This window comes from Hominilimicola fabiformis (genome assembly GCF_020687385.1).
Classification (GTDB): Bacteria; Bacillota; Clostridia; order UBA1381; family UBA1381; genus Hominilimicola; species Hominilimicola fabiformis.
In genome coordinates this window covers 124,701-146,371 of record NZ_JAJEQM010000005.1, presented here as the reverse complement: position 1 = coordinate 146,371, position 21,671 = coordinate 124,701, and the positions used below count along the sequence as shown (strand labels likewise).

The 21,671-nt window shown below is 38.8% G+C and carries 22 protein-coding genes and 1 other RNA gene; 1 reads left to right on the top strand and 22 read right to left on the bottom strand.

Annotated features, from left to right (window positions below):
- Positions 1-42 precede the first annotated feature (42 nt).
- From LKE05_RS05130 to LKE05_RS05045, 18 genes are all read right to left on the bottom strand, one after another.
- A complete protein-coding gene (locus tag LKE05_RS05130; RefSeq protein ID WP_308456154.1) occupies positions 43-1,221 on the bottom strand; it encodes an FprA family A-type flavoprotein in 1,179 nt (392 codons plus the stop codon).
- Between the two features lie 27 nt (positions 1,222-1,248).
- Positions 1,249-2,214: a 50S ribosomal protein L11 methyltransferase gene (prmA, locus tag LKE05_RS05125; RefSeq protein ID WP_308456153.1), complete on the bottom strand. Its 966-nt coding sequence runs from the start codon at positions 2,212-2,214 to the stop codon at positions 1,249-1,251.
- A 67-nt stretch (positions 2,215-2,281) separates the two neighbouring features.
- Entirely contained in the window at positions 2,282-3,469 is a 1,188-nt protein-coding gene (gene rpoD, locus LKE05_RS05120) for an RNA polymerase sigma factor RpoD (protein ID WP_483229915.1), read from the bottom strand.
- Positions 3,444-5,246, bottom strand: a complete 1,803-nt coding sequence (gene dnaG / locus LKE05_RS05115; RefSeq protein ID WP_022228858.1) for a DNA primase — start codon at positions 5,244-5,246, stop codon at positions 3,444-3,446. The genes rpoD and dnaG overlap by 26 nt, the downstream gene beginning before the upstream one ends.
- Positions 5,247-5,303: 57 nt before the next feature.
- Positions 5,304-5,876 (bottom strand): flavodoxin family protein, encoded by a 573-nt coding sequence (locus LKE05_RS05110; protein ID WP_022228859.1) that lies wholly within the window; start codon positions 5,874-5,876, stop codon positions 5,304-5,306.
- Between the two features lie 242 nt (positions 5,877-6,118).
- On the bottom strand, positions 6,119-7,030 hold the full coding sequence (locus LKE05_RS05105) for a dihydroorotate dehydrogenase (RefSeq protein ID WP_308456152.1): 912 nt from the start codon (positions 7,028-7,030) through the stop codon (positions 6,119-6,121).
- The gene (locus LKE05_RS05100; RefSeq protein ID WP_308456151.1) at positions 7,023-7,787 is read right to left on the bottom strand and encodes a dihydroorotate dehydrogenase electron transfer subunit; all 765 of its coding nucleotides are present in this window, start codon (positions 7,785-7,787) and stop codon (positions 7,023-7,025) included. Before LKE05_RS05100 ends, LKE05_RS05105 begins: the two co-directional genes overlap by 8 nt.
- 10 nt (positions 7,788-7,797) lie before the next feature.
- Complete coding sequence (gene pyrF, locus LKE05_RS05095; RefSeq protein ID WP_117967921.1) at positions 7,798-8,712, bottom strand: orotidine-5'-phosphate decarboxylase; 915 nt, start codon at positions 8,710-8,712, stop codon at positions 7,798-7,800.
- 10 nt (positions 8,713-8,722) lie between these two features.
- Complete coding sequence (locus tag LKE05_RS05090; RefSeq protein WP_308456150.1) at positions 8,723-10,012, bottom strand: dihydroorotase; 1,290 nt, start codon at positions 10,010-10,012, stop codon at positions 8,723-8,725.
- Positions 10,013-10,027: 15 nt separating this feature from the next.
- Entirely contained in the window at positions 10,028-10,948 is a 921-nt protein-coding gene (locus tag LKE05_RS05085; protein WP_117967920.1) for an aspartate carbamoyltransferase catalytic subunit, read from the bottom strand.
- Positions 10,949-10,950: 2 nt separating this feature from the next.
- Positions 10,951-11,502, bottom strand: coding sequence for a bifunctional pyr operon transcriptional regulator/uracil phosphoribosyltransferase PyrR (pyrR, locus tag LKE05_RS05080; protein WP_117967918.1), 552 nt, complete (start codon positions 11,500-11,502; stop codon positions 10,951-10,953).
- Between the two features lie 279 nt (positions 11,503-11,781).
- The gene (locus LKE05_RS05075; RefSeq protein ID WP_308456149.1) at positions 11,782-11,964 is read right to left on the bottom strand and encodes a hypothetical protein; all 183 of its coding nucleotides are present in this window, start codon (positions 11,962-11,964) and stop codon (positions 11,782-11,784) included.
- A 423-nt stretch (positions 11,965-12,387) separates the two neighbouring features.
- Positions 12,388-12,739: a transfer-messenger RNA gene (ssrA, locus tag LKE05_RS05070) on the bottom strand.
- A 3-nt stretch (positions 12,740-12,742) separates the two neighbouring features.
- Positions 12,743-13,216 (bottom strand): SsrA-binding protein SmpB, encoded by a 474-nt coding sequence (gene smpB, locus LKE05_RS05065; RefSeq protein WP_022230833.1) that lies wholly within the window; start codon positions 13,214-13,216, stop codon positions 12,743-12,745.
- 73 nt (positions 13,217-13,289) lie between these two features.
- Complete coding sequence (locus LKE05_RS05060; RefSeq protein WP_117967904.1) at positions 13,290-13,760, bottom strand: acyl-CoA thioesterase; 471 nt, start codon at positions 13,758-13,760, stop codon at positions 13,290-13,292.
- Positions 13,761-13,785: 25 nt separating this feature from the next.
- Entirely contained in the window at positions 13,786-15,456 is a 1,671-nt protein-coding gene (gene recN / locus LKE05_RS05055; RefSeq protein WP_308456148.1) for a DNA repair protein RecN, read from the bottom strand.
- Between the two features lie 15 nt (positions 15,457-15,471).
- Positions 15,472-15,918, bottom strand: coding sequence for an arginine repressor (argR, locus tag LKE05_RS05050; protein ID WP_022230830.1), 447 nt, complete (start codon positions 15,916-15,918; stop codon positions 15,472-15,474).
- 16 nt (positions 15,919-15,934) lie between these two features.
- On the bottom strand, positions 15,935-16,780 hold the full coding sequence (locus tag LKE05_RS05045; protein ID WP_117967899.1) for an NAD(+)/NADH kinase: 846 nt from the start codon (positions 16,778-16,780) through the stop codon (positions 15,935-15,937).
- 157 nt (positions 16,781-16,937) lie between these two features.
- Here LKE05_RS05045 and LKE05_RS05040 point away from each other — a divergent pair, with 157 nt between their 5' ends.
- Complete coding sequence (locus LKE05_RS05040; RefSeq protein WP_308456147.1) at positions 16,938-17,978, top strand: hypothetical protein; 1,041 nt, start codon at positions 16,938-16,940, stop codon at positions 17,976-17,978.
- Here LKE05_RS05040 and LKE05_RS05035 read toward each other — a convergent pair whose 3' ends face one another.
- From LKE05_RS05035 to LKE05_RS05020, 4 genes are read right to left on the bottom strand one after another with little or no spacing between them, the layout of a single operon-like run.
- Positions 17,979-18,635: a zinc dependent phospholipase C family protein gene (locus LKE05_RS05035; protein ID WP_308456146.1), complete on the bottom strand. Its 657-nt coding sequence runs from the start codon at positions 18,633-18,635 to the stop codon at positions 17,979-17,981.
- A 16-nt stretch (positions 18,636-18,651) separates the two neighbouring features.
- The gene (locus LKE05_RS05030) at positions 18,652-19,641 is read right to left on the bottom strand and encodes a M42 family metallopeptidase (RefSeq protein ID WP_489711274.1); all 990 of its coding nucleotides are present in this window, start codon (positions 19,639-19,641) and stop codon (positions 18,652-18,654) included.
- A complete protein-coding gene (locus LKE05_RS05025; RefSeq protein ID WP_308456145.1) occupies positions 19,641-20,657 on the bottom strand; it encodes a M42 family metallopeptidase in 1,017 nt (338 codons plus the stop codon). The genes LKE05_RS05030 and LKE05_RS05025 overlap by 1 nt, the downstream gene beginning before the upstream one ends.
- The gene (locus tag LKE05_RS05020; protein ID WP_117967888.1) at positions 20,642-21,670 is read right to left on the bottom strand and encodes a zinc-binding metallopeptidase family protein; all 1,029 of its coding nucleotides are present in this window, start codon (positions 21,668-21,670) and stop codon (positions 20,642-20,644) included. Before LKE05_RS05020 ends, LKE05_RS05025 begins: the two co-directional genes overlap by 16 nt.
- Between the last annotated feature and the right edge of the window lies 1 nt (position 21,671).

Below are 21,671 nucleotides of genomic sequence, written 5' to 3'. Positions count from 1 at the left end.
ATACCAAAAAGCAGAGTCATATCTTATGACTCTGCTTTTGTTTTATATCGTTTCCGCAAATTTCTTTGTATAATCTTCAAGTTCGGCAAGTTTTTCGTCTGACGGATTGAATATACAACCGAACGGCTTTTCAAAAGGCTTTAGTTTAAGCAATTCAAGATGATTATGCACCAGCTGAATACCTTCACCGCCCCAGCCGTATGAACCGAATACAAAGCAAGGCTTATTCTTCATATTAACAAGGTCAATCGAAGAAATAATATCCCATACAGGCTTTACCGCATTTCTGTTGATTGTCGGTGTACCGAATACAAGCGCATCCGCACTGTGAAGTGCCGTTATCATTTCATCGTTGATTTCGGCAACGTCATATTCTTTAACATCAAAATCACAAGATTTAAGCGTTTTTTCAATAGTGTCTGCCATTTTCTTTGTATATCCGTAAGCCGACGCATAGAATATTGCGACTGTTTTTTTCTCTGTAACTTTTGGTGCACTCCAAGCAGAATACTTTTTAACGGCTTCTGCTATATATTTTTTAAGTACAGGTCCGTGACTGTTACAAACCATTTCAATATCAAGTGCCGACAACTTTTCAAGTGCCTTGACAACAAAAGCATTAAACGGCGATACAATGCAGTCATAATAAACTTTCATTGCCTTTTCATACTTATCGTAGTAAATTATATCCTCGTCAACAACTGCGTCCTCACAATAGTGTGCACCAAATACGTCACAGCTGAAAAGCGTCTTTTCACTTTCAAGATATGTCACCATAGTATCAGGCCAATGCAAATTAGGAACTATGCAGAATTTCAATACCTTTCCGTCACCCAAATCAAGCTCTGCACCGTCTTTTGCAATATGCTCCTTAAAAGTCATATTTGTTATTTCTTTTAGATTTCTTATAGCCGCAATACTGCCCACAACTTCAATGTCCGGATTTAATTCAAGTATCTTCTTGACACTTCCCGAATGGTCAGGCTCTGTATGATTGCATATCAAATAATCAATCTCAGAAACAGGCATTATTTCTTCGATATTTGAAATATACGAATCAAGTAACTTTTCGTGTGCTGTTTCTATAAGTGCCGTCTTTTCACCCTTTACAAGATACGCATTATATGTCGTACCGTATTCCGTTTTCATAAAAATATCAAATGTTCTTAGTGTAGGGTCTTTCACTCCCACATAAAAAATATTATTCTTTAATTCAAGCATTTTTTATCATTCCTTTCACCGTTAATTCTATTTACAAACAATAGATACCCAATCTTTTCTTTGCTTGATTGAATTTATTTCAAAGCCGCATTTTTCAAGTGCCGCTTTAACGTCGTCTACTCTGTCCTCGATTATTCCCGAAGTAATAAACACGCCGCCTTTTTTCATATATTCACGTGCTTTTGGAGCAAGCGCTATAATGACATCTGCAACAATATTTGCCACAACAACGTCATATTCATTTTTGGCGATTTCATTTTGCAATTCTGTATTTGTAATTATATCTCCGGCTTTAACCGTATATTTCGATATGTCGACATCATTCATGCCTGCGTTCTGATATGCAATATCAACCGCATTCGGGTCAATATCAACCGCAAACGCACTGTCTGCACCCAACAACAATGATATAATTGACAAAATACCGCTGCCGCAGCCCAAATCAAGCACTTTAACGCCCGGTTTTATGTATTTTTCAAGTGTTTCGATACAAAGCTGTGTTGTATAGTGTCCGCCTGTACCGAAACTCATACCCGGATTTATATTGAATACAATTCTGTCGGTATTATCTTTAAGTTCTTCCCATTCAGGCTTGATAAGAATTTTTTCGCCTACTTCCAACGGGTGAAAATACTTCTTCCAGTTATTCGCCCAGTCTTCTTCCTTCATATTGTCAATATGGATTTCAAGTCTGCCGAACTCGTTTTCATCATCAAGCTGTTTCATTTCGGCAACAGTATTTCTGATTGCCATAAGCATTTCATGACCTGCCGCATTATCGCTGACATAGGCGATTACTTCCGTTTCGCCCTCTTTTTCCTTGATCAGCTCATCATCAACATAATCCCAATACTGTTTATTGTTTTCAAGAAAATCTTTAAAATCTTTTTCGTCCTCAATTTCAAGACCTGTTATCCCAAGCTGATACAGTCTTCCGCTCAAAGGCTCAATACCCTCTGATGTCGTAAATATAGATACTTTAATCCAATCCATAATATCCTCCGTGTTTATAAAATCATTTGCAAAAAGCAATACACTCTCGGTATTGCTTTTTTAGTTATTAATCAAGAAAATCTTTTAATTTCTTACTTCTGCTCGGATGACGAAGTTTTCTTAGTGCCTTTGCCTCAATCTGTCTTATTCTTTCTCTTGTTACGTCAAATTCCTTACCTACTTCTTCAAGCGTTCTTGCACGTCCGTCGTCAAGACCGAAACGAAGTCTTAAAACTTTCGCCTCTCTTTCAGACAATGTTTCCAAAACCGCTCCAAGCTGTTCCTTTAGAAGTACAAAACTTGCCGCCTCTGACGGTGCAGGTGCGTCCTCATCCGGAATAAAGTCGCCAAGATGGCTGTCCTCTTCTTCGCCGATAGGAGTTTCAAGTGAAACAGGCTCTTGTGAAATCTTTGAAATTTCACGCACTTTATCAACAGGCATATTTAGTTCTTTTGCAAGTTCTTCAGGCGTAGGTTCACGGCCAAGTTCCTGCACAAGCTGTCTTGAAACCCTTACAAGTTTGTTGATGGTTTCAACCATATGAACAGGTATTCTGATTGTACGCGCTTGATCCGCAATGGCTCTTGTGATAGCTTGTCTTATCCACCATGTCGCATATGTTGAGAATTTATAACCCTTTGTATAGTCAAACTTATCAACAGCCTTGATAAGACCAAGATTACCCTCTTGAATAAGGTCAAGGAAAAGCATACCGCGACCGACATAACGCTTTGCTATACTTACAACAAGACGCAAGTTAGCCTCTGCCAAGCTTTTCTTTGCTTTTTCACCGTCCGCAATCAATAAATCAATCTGCTTTTTAGTATCTTCGTCTATTTCCTCGCCAATTTCTTCAAGCTGTTCTTTCGCTGTTTCTCCGTCTGCCATTCTTTTGGCAAGTGACAATTCTTCCTCGGGAGTAAGCAGATTAACTTTACCTATTTCTTTTAGGTACATTTTAACGTGGTCATCAATATTGATACCCTCCGGAACAGACAAGTCCTCAAGTTCTTCCTTGCTTACTTCGATTTCTTCAAGTTCCTTATCCAAATCTTCAACAAGTTCGATAGATTCTTTTTCAAAAATGTCATAAAGTCTTTCTATTTCTTCCGGTGTCACTTCAATGTCTTCAAAAGCGTCACTTATTTCCTTAAAAGTAAGTACCCCTTTTTTCTTACCTTTTTCGATAAGTTCTCTTTTAATGTCTTTCTTCTTTTCCTGCATTAAACTATTCCTCCCAAGTATTTTTCTCATTTAGAAGTTCTTCACGTTGCTTAAACAAATCCATCAAATTCGTAGGGTCTGCTTCGGCATTGATACGCATATTCAGCTTCTCCAATTTAATTGTATATAAAAGTTCTTTGACGGTTTCTTCGTCACCGCTGTAAACTTCAAGATTATAAAAAACTTCCGACGCCTCACTCAAATCGTCGCCCGAAAAATCATTTAACATCATTGCCGGATCGGGTGACATTCCGTTTTCATAGCTGTCATACATACTTTTCGCCAAACGTCTATACACATTTGTTGCAAATTCCTCGGCTTTAATCTGTGCCGACGACATTTTATAAAGTTTTTTACTTTGCGATATAAGTCCCAAAAGTCGTTTTTCAGCTTCAAGCAAACTGCTTGTAACCATTTGATTTTTCGTTGTTTCACGTTTTCTTTGTTCGACTTTTTTCTGATACTCATTTTTAGTCGGTATTCTTTTATAACTGCCCTTCGATATTTTTTCACGGTATTTGCTTGCTATCGCCTCTCGGCTTATTCCTGTATCCTCCGCGACTTTCGTTATATAGGCGTCTACCTCAACAGCATCTTTTAATTTTGTAAATATGTTTACTACCTCATCTATAAACAGTATCTTGCCGTCCGTACTCGTTACGTCGTACTGCTTTTTTATCAAAGAAATCTTAAATTCAGTGGCAGGCATCGCATTCTTTACCGCCTCTTTGAATTTTTCAACTCCGTTTTTGTTTATGTATTCATCGGGGTCTTTGGCATTTTTAAGCCGTATCACCCTTGCTCTGCCGCCTACATTGTTTATTATGTCAATAGCCCTTAACGCCGCTTTTGTACCTGCCTCGTCACTGTCGTAACATATCAGTATTTCACTGCCGTAACGCAACATCAATTTAGCTTGATTTTCCGTAATAGCCGTACCGAGCGTTGCAACAATATTTTTTATACCGGCTTGATATACGGATATTACATCCATATATCCTTCGCACAGTATTATCTCCGACGATTTTGCATTTTTCGCCAAGTTGAGCGAAAATAAGTTTCTGCCTTTATCAAAAACAGGTGTTTCGGGCGAATTAAGATATTTAGGTATTTTATAACCGTTAATTTCTTTATTGTCGTGCATAATTCGACCGCCGAAACCTATAACATTTCCTCTAACGTCAATTATCGGAAACATAACACGATCTCTGAATTTATCGTATATTCTGCCCTCACGGCTTACGGCAAGTCCGCCCTCGACAATTTCTTCTGTTTTAAACCCTTGTGAAGTCAAATATTTAAGCAAATGATCGTGTCCTTCGGGTGCATATCCCAAACCGTATACCGTAACCGTTTTCCAAGGTATATTACGTTTTGCAAAATACTTCTGACCTTTTTCGCCTATGTTTTTATCACGCAGACAATTATAAAAAAATCTCGCTGAAAGTTTGTTCATTGCCAAAATACGTTTCTTCTTTTCATGGGACGCGTCCGAAAAATTTCCGTCATCTTCGGGAATTATTATACCTGCATTGTCGGCAAGCAGCTTCAACGCATCAATAAAGTCAAGATTTTCTGTACGCATTACGAACTGCACCAAATTACCGCTCGCACCGCATCCGAAGCAGTGAAAAAGCTGTTTCTCCTGACTTACATGGAATGACGGTGTTTTTTCATGATGAAACGGACAAAGTCCGCTGTAATCACGTCCCGATTTTTTTAATTGTACATATCTCGATACATAGTCAATTATGTCATTTTCATCACATATTTGCGCTATCATATCGTCCGAAATTCTTCTTGGCACACCGTCACCTCCTTTTATCAATGGTACTATTTTCACACATAATGCGTAAAAATATACTTATCTTATCGTTTCAATTATTCTTTCTGCTAAAATCTTGCATTGATTTATAGCATATGTATCTTCATTTGCCGGTTTCTGAGCAGATACACCGAAATGTCCCATACCCGATACAGAGCTGTTGCCTATAAGCGTCATACCCGAAACAAGCGCACATGAATGAATATGCTCCAAAGTCCTTTCCTGACCGCCATACTTTGACGCACCGACAGTTACCGCCGCCATAGGCTTTCCGAGCCACTTTTTATTAGCTCTTGCGTCCCTTGTCTTGTCAAAAAAACATTTCATCTGACCTGTCATAGAACCAAAATAAACAGGACTTCCGAAAACAACAAAATCAGCTCTTTCGATTTTATCAAATAATGTATCAAGTTTTGTATCTTTATAGCACTTTTTTGTACAAGGCGTTGAACAGGCTACGCAAAACGGTGTTTTTGTATCCATAATCGCCTCACTGACACTGCAAATTTCAGTTTCTGCGCCCTTTTCGGCACAGTGTCTTAAAATTTCGTTAAGCAAAAATGCTGTATTTCCGTCATTGTTATGACTTCCGTTTAATGCTAATATGTACATATTATACGCTCCAATCTTTCATCAAAACAGAGGTAAAAATACACTTCACGTTATATTTACCCCCATTTTCTCATTTTATAACATTTTATTTATATTATATTGAAATTTTATTCAAAAAATGCTTTATGTCTTAAAAACTTTCGCTTTTTATAATACAACATACACACCCAAAAATCCTTTTTTAATTTTAAAATTTCTCATAATCCGCAAAAAAGAGGATGATACCACCCTCTTTTTTGTAACTAATTCATAACAGCTGTACCGATAATGCTGTTAATATCTTCAATATTATAACGTTCCATATATTCTTTGATCTCTTGCTTTACAGGAAGAATTAAATCCGGTTTTACAAAAAGTCCTGTACCCAAAGCCACAAGCGAAGCACCGGCAAGCATAAATTCGATTACGTCCTCACCGCTCATAACTCCGCCCATACCTATCAATGGCAATTTTACAGCCTCGTGCACTTCATGAATCATTCTGACTGCAACAGGTTTTACGGCAGGGCCTGAAAGTCCGCCTGTATTGTTTGCCAAAATCGGACGTCTTGTGTGTATGTCAATTTTCATACCCATAAGTGTATTTATAAGTGACAATCCGTCTGCTCCGCCGGCCTCTGCGGCTTTTGCAATTTCAGTGATTGAAGTTACATTCGGTGAAAGTTTTACAACAAGCGGTTTCTTTGAATGTTTTTTTACTGCACTTGTAAGTTCGTTTACTACTTTAGGGTCTGTTCCGAACGCCAAACCGCCGTGCTTTACATTAGGGCAAGAAATATTCATTTCTATGATTGCAACGTCAGTATCTGAAAGAATTTCAGCCATTTCACAATATTCCTCTATCGTGTTACCCGACATATTTGCAATTACATTTGTGTCATATTCCGCAAGTATCGGCATTATGTGCTTTGCGAAATACTCAACACCCGGATTTTGAAGTCCGACACTGTTTAGTATACCGCTCGGCGTTTCTGCAATTCTCGGAGGTTTGTTTCCCTCTCTCGGTACTCTTGTAAGACCTTTTGCACCGAACCCTCCGTACTCCTCGATAGATACAAATTCATTGTATTCCATACCGAAGCCAAAAGTACCCGATGCAGTTACGATAGGGTTTTTAAATTCAACACCGCAAAAATTAATTTTTGTATTAGTCATTCAGAGTCACCTCCTCAGAATAGAAAACAGGACCGTTTGTACAAACCTTTGCATATCTGTCCGTACCCTCTTTATTCGTTTCGCAGCTGCATACAAGGCAAGCACCGATACCACAGCCCATACGCTGTTCCAAAGACACCTGACACTTTATACCTCTGCTTTCCGCAATTTTCTTAACAGCTTTAAGCATAGGCATAGGACCGCATGAATAAATCATATCGCACTTATGCGAATCAAGATATTGTTCCATAGCCGACGCAATATATCCGTTGTAACCGTAACTTCCGTCATCTGTTCCGACTATAACCATATTTGAAACATCGTTAAATTCATCTTCCATAACAACTCTGTCTTTACTTCTGAAACCGAGAAATACATCGGCATTTATATTCTTTGCCAATTTGTATAGCGGAAATACACCGATACCGCCACCGATTATAACAGCATTTTTCACACTGTCCTTTATTTCAAAGCCGTGTCCCAAAGGTCCCATAACATCTATACAATCGCCGACTTCTTTTTTGGCAAGTTCCTCTGTACCCTTACCCTTGACTTCAAAAATAAATCTTACTTTTCCGTTTTCGGCGTCACAAATACTTATAGGACGTCTTAAAAATGTGCTGTCACCGCAGTTTATATGAAGGAACTGTCCGCATTGTGCCTCTTTTGAAATATCTTCACTTTCAATTACAAAATCAAAAATCCCGTCTATAATTTCCGTCTTGCTGATTAGTTTGCAATTCTCAACTTTTTTCATCTGCTACTCCTTATAACACGCTTGTAAGATCATTTTTCATTCTGATTGCCTCTGCTCTTGCCGCCTCAGCAAACTGCTCTTCTTTCCAATCGCCCTTTTTATATGCACACATAATACCTCTTGACGAGTTCACTATCGCACCAAGTCCGTCCTCATTAAAGCATGGCTTAACACCCTCTGCACCGCCGCCTTGTGCACCGTAACCCGGTACAAGGAAGTATGATTTAGGCATAAGCTTTCTCAAAACTTTTGCCTGTTCGGGATATGTTGCACCAACAACCGCACCGACTGCACCGTATCCGCTCTTGCCGATAGTTTCTTCGTTCCACTTATTCACACACTGTGCAACCTTTTCATATATATGTTCATCACCGACAAGCAAATCCTGCAATTCGCCGGATGACGGATTAGATGTCTTTACAAGTGCAAATATCGCCTTATCAAACGTCTTACAATCATTTACAAACGGCTGTATTCCGTCTGTTCCCAAATAAGGATTTACTGTAACACAGTCAACAGGGCAAGGCTCACATTCCACACCGTCTATATCAACTTTACCGAGATATGCTTTTGAATAAGCCTCTGCCGTACTGCCTATATCATTTCTCTTTACGTCAAGAATTATATACAAACCCTTTTCTTTTGCATACGAAATAGTTCTGTGCATTACTTCCTCACCGCACAGACCGTACATTTCATAGAAAGCCGACTGTGGCTTTACAGCAGGTACAACGTCATAAAGTGCGTCTATAAGACCCTTGTTAAATTCCCATATAGCCTCTGTCGCACCCTTTAAATTCTGTCCGTATTCGGCATATGCTTTTTTTCTGATATACTCCGGAACATATTCGATTTTCGGGTCAAGTCCCGCTACTGATGGATTGCCCTTTTCCTTAATTTTCTGTACTAATAAATCTACTGACATTGCTTACCTCCTATGCAAGTTCACCATTGCTTACAACTATTTTTCCGCCTACTATAACGTATTCCGGTTTACCGCAAAGAGTAAAGCCGTCAAACGGAGAGTTTTTGCTCTTTGACTGGAATTTTGAAATATCAACCGTCCATTCTTTTGACGGATCAAATATCGTAATATCGGCGTCTGCGTCTATTGACAAACTGCCTTTATTAATTCTTAGTATTCTTGACGGATTAACTGCCATTTTTTCAATAAGTTCGTTCAAAGTCAAAACACCGGATTTTACAAGGTATTGAAGTCCCAATCCCAATGATGTTTCAAAACCTACGATACCGTTTAATGCAAGTGCAAACTCGCAATTTTTCTCATCAATATGGTGCGGTGCGTGGTCTGTTACGATACAATCAATCGTTCCGTCTTTCAATCCCTCTTTGATTGCCTCGACATCGTCAGAAGTTCTTAAAGGCGGGTTCATTTTCGCATTTGTATTAAAGCCGTCAACAGCATTTTCAGTAAGTGTAAAGTAATGCGGGCAAGTTTCGCAAGTAACGTTTACTCCGCGTTTTTTAGCCTGTCTTACAAGTTCAACAGAACCTCTTGTACTTACGTGTGCAATGTGAATTGCAGTATGTGTAGCTTCTGCGATTAGTATATCTCTTGAAACCATTACTTCTTCTGCCGCTCTTGTTATACCCTTTAAACCAAGATATGTTGCCATAAAGCCCTCGTTCATCTGACCGCCGTCGGCAAGTCCCAAATCCTCGCAGTGAGATATAACGGCTATATCAAACATTTTTGCATATTCCAACGCTCTTCGCATAAGCCCTGATTCAACAACAGGTCTGCCGTCATCTGATATTGCAACCGCACCGGCATTTTTAAGTTCGCCGATTTCAGCAAGTTCCTTACCCTCAAGACCTTTTGAAATTGAGCCTATCGGATATACGTTTACATGACCGACTTCCTTAGCCTTTGTCTTTATATAAGTAACAATCGGCTCACTGTCTGTTACAGGCTTTGTATTCGGCATACAAGCGATTGATGTGATACCGCCCATTGCGGCACTTCTTGTACCCGATTCAATATCTTCTTTATATTCCTGTCCCGGATCTCTCAAATGGCTGTGCATATCAACAAGTCCAGGTGACACAATTTTACCTTCTGCATCTATAACGGTAACGTCACCGTCGGCATTAATGTTTTCGCCTATTTCGGATATAATGCCATTATCCACAAGTACGTCCGCTACTTTATCAAAATCATTTTTAGGGTCAACTACCCTACCGCCTTTAATTAATATCTTCATATTCTTTCCCTTTCGTTAGTCTTCAAATCCGCCTCTTGACAATATATACATAACCGCCATTCTGACTGCAACACCGTTTGTAACCTGTTCGTTTATAACGCTTTGTTCGCCGTCAATGACGCTTGATGAAAATTCCACACCGCGATTTACCGGTCCCGGGTGCATTACAAGTGCGCCCGGTTTGGCAAGTTTTAATCTCTCGTTGTCAACTCCGAAGAATCTGTAATATTCTCTTATACTTGGGAACAAGCCTTTTTTCTGTCTTTCAAGTTGTATTCTAAGTCCCATAACAACATCTGCGTCTTTTATTGCGTCCTCAACATTGTTAAATACTTTTACTCCAAGTCTTTCCATTCCCGGAGGCATAAGCGTTGTAGGGCCGCCTACGCTTACATCTGCACCAAGCTTTGTAAGTCCGTAAACATTACTTCTCACAACTCTGCTGTGGTAAATATCGCCTATAATCGCAACTTTAAGGCCTTTAAATCCGCCTTTCTTCTCCTTGATTGTAAGCATATCCAAAAGTGCTTGTGTAGGGTGTTCGTCCATACCGTCACCGGCATTGATTACCGACGCACTTACAAGCGGAGCGATAAGATGCGGTGCACCGCTCATATTATGTCGCATTACAAGAATATCGGTACCCATTGCATTGATTGTTTCGGCAGTGTCTATAAGCGTTTCGCCTTTCTGTACCGATGAACCGCTTGCAGTAATATTAGCCGCGTTGGCACTCATATATTTAGCCGCAAGCTCAAAAGATAATCTTGTTCTTGTACTGTTTTCATAAAATAGATTTACAACAGTTTTGCCTTGAAGATGAGGAGTCTTTTTATTAGGCTGACCTAATATAAGTTTCATCGTTCCGGCTGTTTCAAGTATGTTTTCTATTTCTTTCGCACTTATGTCTTTAAGTCCGAGTAAATCTTTCTTCATTATTAATTATCCCCCTTACCGCATATTGATACTTTTTCTAATTTATCATCGTTTATTACAACATCAATATATTCATCATGCGAAGTCGGAACATCTTTTCCAATGTAGTCAGCACGGATAGGAAGTTCTCGGTTTCCTCTGTCTACAAGTACCGCAAGTTCGATTTTTTCCGGACGTCCCATGTCAAAAAGTTCTTCCATCGCCGCCCTTATAGTTCTGCCTGAATACAATACATCGTCAACTAAGATTATTTTCTTATCCTCTATTGAAAATGCAATGTCGTTTCCCGCAACTACCGGGTGCTTGCTGAGTCTTGTCAAATCATCTCTGTAAAACGTTATATCAAGACTTCCGAGTTCAAGCTTAATACCCTCGATTTCTTCGATTTTCTTGATTATAAGCTTTGCAAGTGATACACCTTTCGTTTGAATACCTATTATGACAAGATTTTCAGTTCCTCGATTTCTCTCAACAATTTCATATGCAATTCGGCTGACCGCTCTTTTTGAGGTAGCCTCATCCATAAGCACTGTTTTTTCTTCGTAATTCGCCATAACCTTTCCTCCGTCTTGGCTGTACTGTATTATATTACGCCATATTTATTTATATTATTATATAACATAATTCACTTTTTGTCTATACAATGACAGACAAAACATTCAAAATAATTTACCTATGTTCTTTCTTGGGTAAGAAAAAAGCACGTTTAAAACGTGCTTTTGTTTTTGTTTATCAGACAAGAATAGAAATCACATCATTTTGTGTCGGTCTTGTGATATGCACCTCCAAAAGTGTCTAACTTTTGGGGTGCATATCAGAGTAGGCGGTTTTTTTTATTTTTGATTTTTCTCTTGTTCTGCTCTTTCACGTTCTTCTTCTACCATTCTCATATACTCTCCGAATTTCTGCACGTGTTTCTCCATTCTTCGACATAAAGCTGTCAATTCTTCCTTTGTCAACTTTCTTCTTGTACTGCCCGTGTTCTCATTCTTTAAGTCTTTTTCTTGATTTTTCATATTTTATCCTCTCATTCTTAAATTAATAAATATCATATTTCAAGGTTAATTTTCAATTTTAAGATTGACATCTGTAAATTTTTCACGTATACTATGTATAAAGCCGTTGTTGCGAAACAGGACGCTTGGCAATCGGAGCCTTGACTTCTGGAGTAAGACAACGGCTTTTTTATTGAAATTAATATCACAAAATAATTTTATTATCTACATTCTGCCTTAAAAATTCTTGACATTTACTTCATTATAGACTATACTATCTGTTAAGGATACAATATTTATACTACCTAATGGCGCCTTTGTTGTGCCGTTTCGTATAGATATTGTATCCTTTATTATTTAACTGAAATATATTCCGTAAGAAAAACGTGTACAACCTATTTAAAACAAAAACAAACCGCCAAACTTAGCGGTTTGTTTTTTAATTGGTGGAGGTGAGGAGAATCGAACTCCTGTCCGAAAACATATCCACCCAAGTTTCTCCGAGTGCAGGTTATGGTCAATATTCCCTTTGATACTACTCCACAACCAAAGTTATATCATCGGTAGTCCTTAAATCATGGAAAAGGTCAGGACATCCCTTTACTCACGTTCACCACTAAAATGATGCCTTGCCCTATGCCGTGGTACTCACAGGGGAGACAACGCCGCAATTAGGCAGCGTAAGCTAATTCTGTATCGTTAGCGTTTATATTTAAAAGTTTGAGCCGTTTTAAGTGGCACTCAACACTACTCGCTACTCGGGATTCAACATCCCCGTCGAAACCATTGCACCCCCATATTAATAACGGTTATAATTTTTTATCGACCGCTCAATATTACGTTTTGCGTCTTTCTTTGCAATATCTTCACGCTTATCATAAAGTTTTTTACCCTTTGCAACTGCCAAAGATACTTTAACCAAAGAACCTTTCAAATACACTGCAAGAGGAATTAAAGCATAACCGTCCTGCTGTATTTGGTTTGTAAGTTTCAATATTTCTTTCTTATGAAGAAGAAGTTTTCTGTCCCTAAGAGGGTCACGATTAAATATATTTCCCTGTTCAAAAGGGCTTATATTCATCTGCTTTATAAATACTTCCCCGTTTTTGATTGACGCATACGCGTCTGTAAGATTAACCTTACCCAATCTTGCAGATTTAACTTCTGTTCCGGCTAATTCTATGCCGGCCTCTATTGTTTCCAAAATAAAATACTCGTGACGTGCTTTTTTATTCTGTGCAAGAGTTTTTGTATTTTCTTTTTTATCCGCCATAGAAATTCTCCTTTCGTCAAACTGCTTTGATATTATAACATATCCTAAAACAAATTGCAAACAAAATCATATATTAAGATTTTCTCTGATTATGCAAAATGTGCTTTTTTTCGCCGACTTTATATAATTTACTCTCATACGCATTATTTTCATCGTAAACAAGCTTCGGTACAGGTGACGGCTTACCGTTTTCATCAAGCGAAACCATCGTAAAAAATGCGGTCAATGCAATCTGTTTATTTCCTGTAATAAGATCCTCAGACTCAACTGTCACAAAGACCTCCATTGACGAACGTCCCGCATATATAACCTGTGCCTTACACGTTACAAGCTCACCCACAAGCACCGGCTTTTTAAAATTAAGCTCGTCAACTCGTGCGGTGACAACGTTTGTGTGGGCGTGTTTCTGTGCCGCAACCCCTGCCGCACTGTCCATCATTTTCATAATTTCACCACCGTGCACATTCCCCGCCGGATTAGCCTGCATTGGCAATACAAGCTGTGCAAGTATCGAATGTGAGTGTTTCATTGTCTGTGATTCCATTATGTCGCCTCCCTACTGCACATTTTTAATTATTTTTAGCATTTTCAAGCATTTGCTTTGCGTGACTTAAAGCAAGTTCCGTAACCTCGCCGCCGTCGATTATTCTCGCAAGTTCAAGTTCTCTGCCTTCTTCGTCAAGCTCCTTTAAAGTTGTAGACGCCATTTCACCGTCTGTATTCTTCTGTATCAAATAATGATTATCCGCCATTGCCGTAAGTTGCGGAAGGTGTGTAATACAAATAACCTGCTTATTTTTTGCAATAACCGCAAGTTTTTTTGCAATACTCATTGCCGCCTTACCGGAAACACCGGTATCGATTTCATCGAATATCATCGTATCAACGCCGTCCGAATCAGCCAAAATCGACTTTATCGCAAGCATTACTCTTGACAATTCACCGCCCGACGCAATCTTAACAAGCGGCTTTAACGGTTCACCCGGATTGGTGCTGATTAAAAATTCAACCTTATCCATACCGTTATCGTAAAATGTACCGTCATTCTCTATATTAACCTTAAATTTGGATTTTTCCATATTAAGCTCGTGCAACGACTTTTCGATATTTTCTTCAAGAACTTTTGCGGCATTTTCACGTCTTTGCGTAAGTATATTTCCCTTTTCTTTAAGCTCTTTCATTATGCTTTCAAGTTCTTCTTTTAGTTCGTTTGTTCTCTCGTCACTTAGTTTTATATCATTAAGTTCGCTTTCGGCTGTTTTCAAATATTCAAGTATTTCTTCAATACTGTTTCCGTATTTGCGTTTCAATCTTGAAATCAAATCAAGTCGTTCTTCAATCTCATTTAAAGTTTGCTCGTCAAATTCAACCGTTTCGCCGAACTCTTTTATTTCGTGTGCCGTATCTTCAAGCGAATACATAATTTCGTTTAAAGTGTCATAAATCGATTTAAGCTGAGGATTTAGGTCGCTTATCTGAGAAATTTCATTCACCGCAATACTTATACCGTCATACGCGGACTGTATTTCATCGCCCTCATACAAGTTCATATATGCCTCGTTGACGGACTTTGTTATCTGCTCCGCATTTGTGTATATATCACGTTGTTCTCTTAAATCGTCCTCCTCGCCTTTTTCAAGCGACGCTTTTTTTATTTCCTTAACTTGATATTCAAGCAAGTCAATCCTCTGCATTTTTTCCTGCTCGTCCATTTCAAGCGAAGAAATCTTCTTTTCTATTTCACGTTTTTTTGATAATATATCCTTATATTGATTTATATATTCTTCATTATCGGCATACGCGTCCAAAAACGTAATATGTCTTATCGGCGTCAAAAGTGCCTGATTATCGTGCTGACCGTGAATATTAATAAGTCTGTCCGATATTTCACGAAGTATGTTAAGCGTTACAACCATTCCGTTTATTCTCGCTACGCTTTTTCCCTCTTTTGTAACTTGTCGTGTAATTATAACAGTTCCGTCCTCAACGTCAATATCGTTTTCTTCAAGAATATTTATAACACTTTTAGGTGCGTCAAAAACAGCTTGTACAACAGCCTTATCCGTACCGTATCTTACAAGCTCTTTATTTGCTCTGTCGCCCAAAATCATATTTATCGAATCTATTATAATCGATTTGCCCGCACCGGTTTCACCTGTAAGCACACTTACACCGTCATGCAAATTTATGTCAAGTTTATCTATCACCGCTACATTTCTGACAGAAAGCTGGTTTAACATACTTTGTAATACTCCTTACTGAAATAATTGAATCAATTTTTCTGCAATTTCCGCTGCCTTTTCTTCATTTCTTGCAATTATGAGCAATGTATCATCACCGGCAATAGAACCCAAGAACTCGTTACGCATAGACGCGTCAACAGACGCCGCAACAGCCGACGCCATTCCAGGATATGTTTTCACAACGATATTATTCATTGCATAATCAACGCTGATTACCGTATCGGTAATCATATTTATACGTCTGTCAAGTTCCTCCGGAATATCCTTAGAAGATGAATAAACGCTTCCGCCGTCAGGCAACGGTATTTTTATAAGTCCAAGTTCCTTAATATCTCTTGATACAGTCGCTTGTGTAACATTATACCCGCACTTATTGAGTTCACCTATAAGTTGTTCATGAGTCTTGATATTCTTCTCATGAATTATTCTGAGAATTTGACCCTGTCTTTTGTACTTCAACTCTTATCCTCCCTAATTACGATAACTTTTTAATTAATGTGTCGTAAAACGACTGTTCACCGATTTTTATTAGTTCAAAATCATATTCGGATTCGGTAATTATTACTTCGTCCGCATTTTTTATATATCCCTGAATGTCACCGTCCGCCGTAACAACCGCGTCCGCATTTCCGTATTCTCCGTCAAGCTTTATTCTTATATCCTTGTTTGACGAAAGTACCGCACTTCTGACAGACAACATATGCGCACATATCGGAGTCGCAACATACAATCGCATACAAGGGTCTACCACCGGTCCGCCGGCTGATATTGAATAACCCGTAGAGCCTGTCGGTGTTGCGATTATAAGTCCGTCGGCGGTGTATCTGTTTACCGCTACACCGTCAGTCGAAAGTTCCATATAGATAAGTTTTTCGCCCGCCACTTTCGACACCACAACGTCATTGAGTGCATGAAACGAAAATTGGATTTTATTTTCTTTTCTTATTTCCGCTTTCATCATCATTCTTTTTTCAATGGTGAAATCATCCTGCAAAAACTTTGAAATAGCGTCCTCCATATCGTCTATTTCAATCTCGGTCATAAAACCGATTTTACCGAGATTTATTCCCAATACGGGAATTTTTCTTTTTGCACATTCCGCAGCTCTCTGCAAAATAGTACCGTCACCGCCGAGAACAATAAGATATTCCGCATTGTCAAGTATCTCGCTTTCGGCAACGTAATTAACATTCAATCCAAGAACGCTGTACGCCTCATCTATATAAATTTCAGCTTTTCCGTTTAAAAATTCAACAAGTCGCTTTGTGTTTACCAGGCCTATATCCTTACTGTTATTAGGTATTACCGCTATTCTTTTCATAAATGTATCACCTCACTACCCCTATTATACATATTATACACCACAAATTGCTTTTTTTCAATAGTTTTTATCGCATTGATTTATTGATTTATATTTGCATTTTTTTTCGTTCTATGGTAAAATTCCTTTAATAATTAAGTGATAAGGGGAATTTAAAATGTCAATTTCATTTCGCGGAGCAAAAAAATATAAAAAGCATAACGGATTTGATAAATCAGCCGAAATACATTCACCGCTCCCTGCACCTGTATACTTTTTTAATCTTGTTCAAAACACCGATGTTACGTTAAGTCCGCTTGTCGAAGTCGGTGATACGGTTGAAATCGGTTCAAAAATTGCCGATCTTGAAAGCTATGACGCAATGCCGTTATACAGTTCCGTATCGGGTATTGTTACATCTGTAAGCGATACGTTTATATGCGTTGAAAATAATATGAAGTACACCGCAGTCCAAACTCAAAAAACGGATGATATTGATTCTCTTACCACGCGTGAAATGTTGTGGATTATTCGTGAGGCAGGTATTTGCGAAGTCAGAAACGGTATTCCGGCACACATACTTTTAGGTACTGAAAAAACCCCTGAATATATTATAGTACCTACATTTGACAGTGACCCATATGTTTCCTCACCGCAGTTTGCCTCACTCGGAAACACCGAAAAAATCTTAAAAAGTCTTAACATTGTGATGAAAATTCTTAATACAAAAAAGGCAATTATAGCCGTTGAAAATAATACAAAAAAGATATTTTCCGATTTCAAACTAAATCTTAGATATAACGAAAATATTTCTCTCTGCTCGCTCAAAGCACGTTATCCGCAAAGCAGAGATGACATTCTTGTGAAAACGCTTACAGGCAAGGATATTGACAAAATAAATATCGTCATACTGTCACCCGAAACACTTTGCAACATCTATGACGCACTTACACTTCAAAAGCCTGTTACGGAAAAAATTATAACGGTTTCAGGCGATGATATTCTTCCGCCGAATAATTACAAAGTGCCGATAGGCTTGCCTGTTTCGTCACTTCTTCACGACAGCGGATATACTTCTCCCGAAACGGTTATAGTCGGCGGTATCGTTGACGGTCGTCAAATCACCGACCTTGACGAGCCTATAACATCAAGTACAAATTCAATCATTGCATTTAACGACAGTTCAAATATTCCCAAATACAGAAAAGAACTTATCTGATCAGATAAGTTCTTTTTCTTTTAAAACTTTATAAAGCAATTCACATGAACATTCAACAAAATTCTGAATATCTTCTTTTTGTGTATATTCAAATTCTCTGTCCATATTTGAACTGTAGCTTTCGTAATAATCAACAATAAACTTAACCTGTTTTGTAAGCTGATTATGCTCGTAATACGGCAGATAATCTTTTATTTCACCCGCATTTTTCAGTATATCAAAAGTCGGATGATATGTAAGACTTCTTAAATGCCATACATCAATATCATTCCAATCCTTTTTTATAACCTTTAAAAATTCGGGGTTTTTCTTATATTCCTCCGCATATTTAACCCTTGTCGGCATATACATCGTAACCGACCACATTATATCCGTCAGCAAATGCACATAATACCCAAGGTAAAACCAATAATCGGCGTTTGATTTATCGTTTAGGTATTCCTTTTGGAAGTCATTATATCGGCAATCACGTTTCATACCGCTCGGTGACCAATGAGTTATTTTAGGCGGCGGTGTAAACTCACCAAAACTGTCCTTGACCCCGTATCCGCAGTCAGGCGCAACACTGCCTATAACAAACTCTCTATGATATTTTTTAGCGATCAAATTATCAATAAAACACCTTGCCACTCTTAAATGAACTCCCCAAGTTGCCAATATAATACACCTCCGATTACCACTGAGCTATTGCTATATTATACAAAAGTTTAACGCTGTTTTCTATGTCACTCACGCTTGCCATTTCAGACGGTGAATGTACATATCTTGTCGGTACGGAAATACCGCCCGTCTTAATTCCTGCTCTTGTAAGATGAATTGCACCTGCGTCTGTACCGCCGTCCGTCATAATTTCAAGCTGATACGGAATTTTGTTTTTCTTAGCAGTTTCAATCATCATTGTGCGAACATCTGCATCACACATAATCGAACGGTCCATAACCTTTATAGCCGTACCCTTACCGAGTTCAATCGCCATAGTCGGTGCGGACGGTGTATCGCCCGTATCGGTAACATCAACCGCTACCGCAATATCGGGATTAATCGCAAAAGCTGCCGTTTTCGCTCCGCGAAGTCCCACTTCCTCTTGAGTTGTAAACACGAAATACAAGTCGTTTTCACAATCTTTTATTTCACTCAAAGCCTGCATTAAAATCGCACAGCCGACTCTGTTGTCGAGAGCCTTTGAAACAACATTATCGCCACACTTCACAAATCCGCCGACAAATGACGCGGTATCACCGATTGAAACTGTTTTTTCAGCCTCTTTCTTATCTGCCGCACCCAAATCAACATATAATTTGCTTATAGCCGGCTTATCTTTAAAACTTTCTTCCTCTGCACCTATTACGCCCTCAACGCCGTTTGCAAAACGCACACGAAGATTTACAAGATTTCTCAAATTAAGTCCGCCGACTGACGAAAAACGCACAAAGCCTTTATCGTCAATATCGGTTACAATTATACCAATCTCGTCCATATGTGCCGCGAACATAATCTTTTTGCCGCTGCCTTTTTTATGAGCGATAAGATTCCCCATTGCGTCAACCAAAAGTTCGTCACAATACTTTTTTACATTATCGGAAATAAACTTTCTGATTTCATTTTCCGAGCCCGAAACACTGTTTATTTGTGTTGCTTTTTCCAATACATTTAAAATATCCATTATATCATTTCTCCGATTTTATTTAAAAATAATCTGATATACTCCGTCATACTGTTAATATCATCAAGTGACATTACGGAAACAGGCGAATGAGAATATCTGCAAGGAACAGACGCACTCAAGCATATTGCACCGTCCGCTCCGCTCTGCATTGCACCGCCGTCACTTGTCTGTGGCATTAAAACCTGAGACTGTAGCTTTATTTTCGCCTTTTTAGCGGCTTTAACCATTTTTTCGGTTATTTCTTTATCCGCAATTATTGTTCTGTCTGCAAAATTAACAACCGCACCGTCACCGAGTTTTGCACCCGCATTACTTTCACAACCGTACATATCGGCTGTTTCGGCAGATGAAACCGACAATATAACATCGGCATTTATTCTGTGCGATACAATTTTCGCACCTCTTGCACCGACTTCACGCTGTACCAAAAAGCACATATATGTGTCGTATTTATATTCTTTATCAATCGCATTTATAAGCGAGGTACAAATACCGCTCCTGTCAAGTGCTTTGCCTTTGACGTTACTGCCAATTTGCATAAATTCAGTGTCAAAAGTCACATAATCGCCGAGTTTAACGTACTTTTCCGCATCCTCTTTGTCCTTTGCGCCGATGTCAATAAACAGCTTTGAAACTGCCACAACATTTTCACGTTCGGACTTTGTCTGCAAGTGTATCGCTTTCATACCGATAACACCCTTGATTTTATCAGCACCGATTACAACCTTTTTTGAAATAATTTTTCGCGGGTCAATATTTCCTACCGCTTTAAATTTCAAATAACCCTTTTCGGTTACTCCGCTTATGATAAAACCGGGTTCGTCCATATTAACCGCAACCGCGATTTTTTTACCGCTGTCACTGCCTTTTTTATATGCAATAACATTACCCATTGTATCAACGGTAATATCGTCAACCTTATCTTCAATTTCCGCAATTATCAAATTTCGTATATCGTTTTCATTTCCGCTTACAGCATTTATTTCAGACATTTTTTTCAGAAGTTCAGCCATTGTAATTCTCCCCTCTGTTCTTTTATAAATTCAGTCAGCAGATTAACTGTCGCTTTAACATCTGAAACCGCCAAAGTTTCAACCGATGTGTGCATATATTTAAGCGGTATTGATATAAGTGCCGTCGGCACACCGTCACACGCAACTTGTATCTCCCAAGCGTCCGTACCTGTATTACCGCCGTCAACGTCCGTACTTACCTTTATTCCGTGACGTTTTGATACCGCAAAAAGTTCATCAGTAAGTTTTGGGTGGAGATTAGGACCTACCGAAAGAACAGTACCCGTTCCGACTTCAAACGCATTATCCGAATTGTCAGGCGTTATACCGTGACACACATCAATCGCAACCGCCATATCCGGATTAATGCCGTATGCAGTGGTTTTACCACCTCTGCAGCCGACTTCCTCCTGTACTGCCGCAACGGCATACACATCAATGTCAATATCCAAATCTTTGATATTTTTCATAACACGCATTATAGCCGCAACGCTTGCTCTGTCGTCAAGCGATTTACCGCTGAATTGCTTTTTGCCGAGTCTGCCTACAGACTGTGCAAGAGTTATACTGTCACCGACTGCTACAAGTTCTTTAACTTTTTCAGCACTCAAGCCTGTATCAACCGCCAATTCTTTTAATTTGGCTGTCTTTCCTTGCTCCAGTAAGTAATTCGGCTTTATACCTATTACTCCCCACAAATCTTCTTTGCCGTGTACAGTCACTTCGGTTGACGGAAGTGTTCTTTCGTCAACACCGCCGACATTCGCGAATGTCAAATATCCCTCATCCGTAATTGATGTGACAATCAATCCTATTTCGTCACAATGTGCCTCAATCATCAATTTAGGTGCGTTAGGTTTATTACTGCGTTTTACCGCAATCACACTGCCTAAAGAATCGATTTTTACATCATCACAATACTTTTTAAACATATCGGCAATTTGGTCTGTCAAACGATATTCAAATCCCGATATACCACGCATATCACTTAATTTTCTTATAAGTTTTCTCATA

Bases quoted from the DNA above. Each gene is read 5' to 3' on its own strand.
- LKE05_RS05130 (WP_308456154.1), bottom strand. From the start codon at position 1,221: ATGCTTGAATTAAAGAATAATATTTTTTATGTGGGAGTGAAAGACCCT.
- prmA (WP_308456153.1), bottom strand. From the start codon at position 2,214: ATGGATTGGATTAAAGTATCTATATTTACGACATCAGAGGGTATTGAG.
- rpoD (WP_483229915.1), bottom strand. From the start codon at position 3,469: ATGAGAAAAATACTTGGGAGGAATAGTTTAATGCAGGAAAAGAAGAAA.
- LKE05_RS05110 (WP_022228859.1), bottom strand. From the start codon at position 5,876: ATGTACATATTAGCATTAAACGGAAGTCATAACAATGACGGAAATACA.
- LKE05_RS05105 (WP_308456152.1), bottom strand. From the start codon at position 7,030: ATGACTAATACAAAAATTAATTTTTGCGGTGTTGAATTTAAAAACCCT.
- LKE05_RS05100 (WP_308456151.1), bottom strand. From the start codon at position 7,787: ATGAAAAAAGTTGAGAATTGCAAACTAATCAGCAAGACGGAAATTATA.
- pyrF (WP_117967921.1), bottom strand. From the start codon at position 8,712: ATGTCAGTAGATTTATTAGTACAGAAAATTAAGGAAAAGGGCAATCCA.
- LKE05_RS05090 (WP_308456150.1), bottom strand. From the start codon at position 10,012: ATGAAGATATTAATTAAAGGCGGTAGGGTAGTTGACCCTAAAAATGAT.
- LKE05_RS05085 (WP_117967920.1), bottom strand. From the start codon at position 10,948: ATGAAGAAAGATTTACTCGGACTTAAAGACATAAGTGCGAAAGAAATA.
- pyrR (WP_117967918.1), bottom strand. From the start codon at position 11,502: ATGGCGAATTACGAAGAAAAAACAGTGCTTATGGATGAGGCTACCTCA.
- LKE05_RS05075 (WP_308456149.1), bottom strand. From the start codon at position 11,964: ATGAAAAATCAAGAAAAAGACTTAAAGAATGAGAACACGGGCAGTACA.
- smpB (WP_022230833.1), bottom strand. From the start codon at position 13,216: ATGGCGGATAAAAAAGAAAATACAAAAACTCTTGCACAGAATAAAAAA.
- LKE05_RS05060 (WP_117967904.1), bottom strand. From the start codon at position 13,760: ATGGAATCACAGACAATGAAACACTCACATTCGATACTTGCACAGCTT.
- recN (WP_308456148.1), bottom strand. From the start codon at position 15,456: ATGTTAAACCAGCTTTCTGTCAGAAATGTAGCGGTGATAGATAAACTT.
- LKE05_RS05045 (WP_117967899.1), bottom strand. From the start codon at position 16,780: ATGAAAAGAATAGCGGTAATACCTAATAACAGTAAGGATATAGGCCTG.
- LKE05_RS05040 (WP_308456147.1), top strand. From the start codon at position 16,938: ATGTCAATTTCATTTCGCGGAGCAAAAAAATATAAAAAGCATAACGGA.
- LKE05_RS05030 (WP_489711274.1), bottom strand. From the start codon at position 19,641: ATGGATATTTTAAATGTATTGGAAAAAGCAACACAAATAAACAGTGTT.
- LKE05_RS05025 (WP_308456145.1), bottom strand. From the start codon at position 20,657: ATGGCTGAACTTCTGAAAAAAATGTCTGAAATAAATGCTGTAAGCGGA.
- LKE05_RS05020 (WP_117967888.1), bottom strand. From the start codon at position 21,670: ATGAGAAAACTTATAAGAAAATTAAGTGATATGCGTGGTATATCGGGA.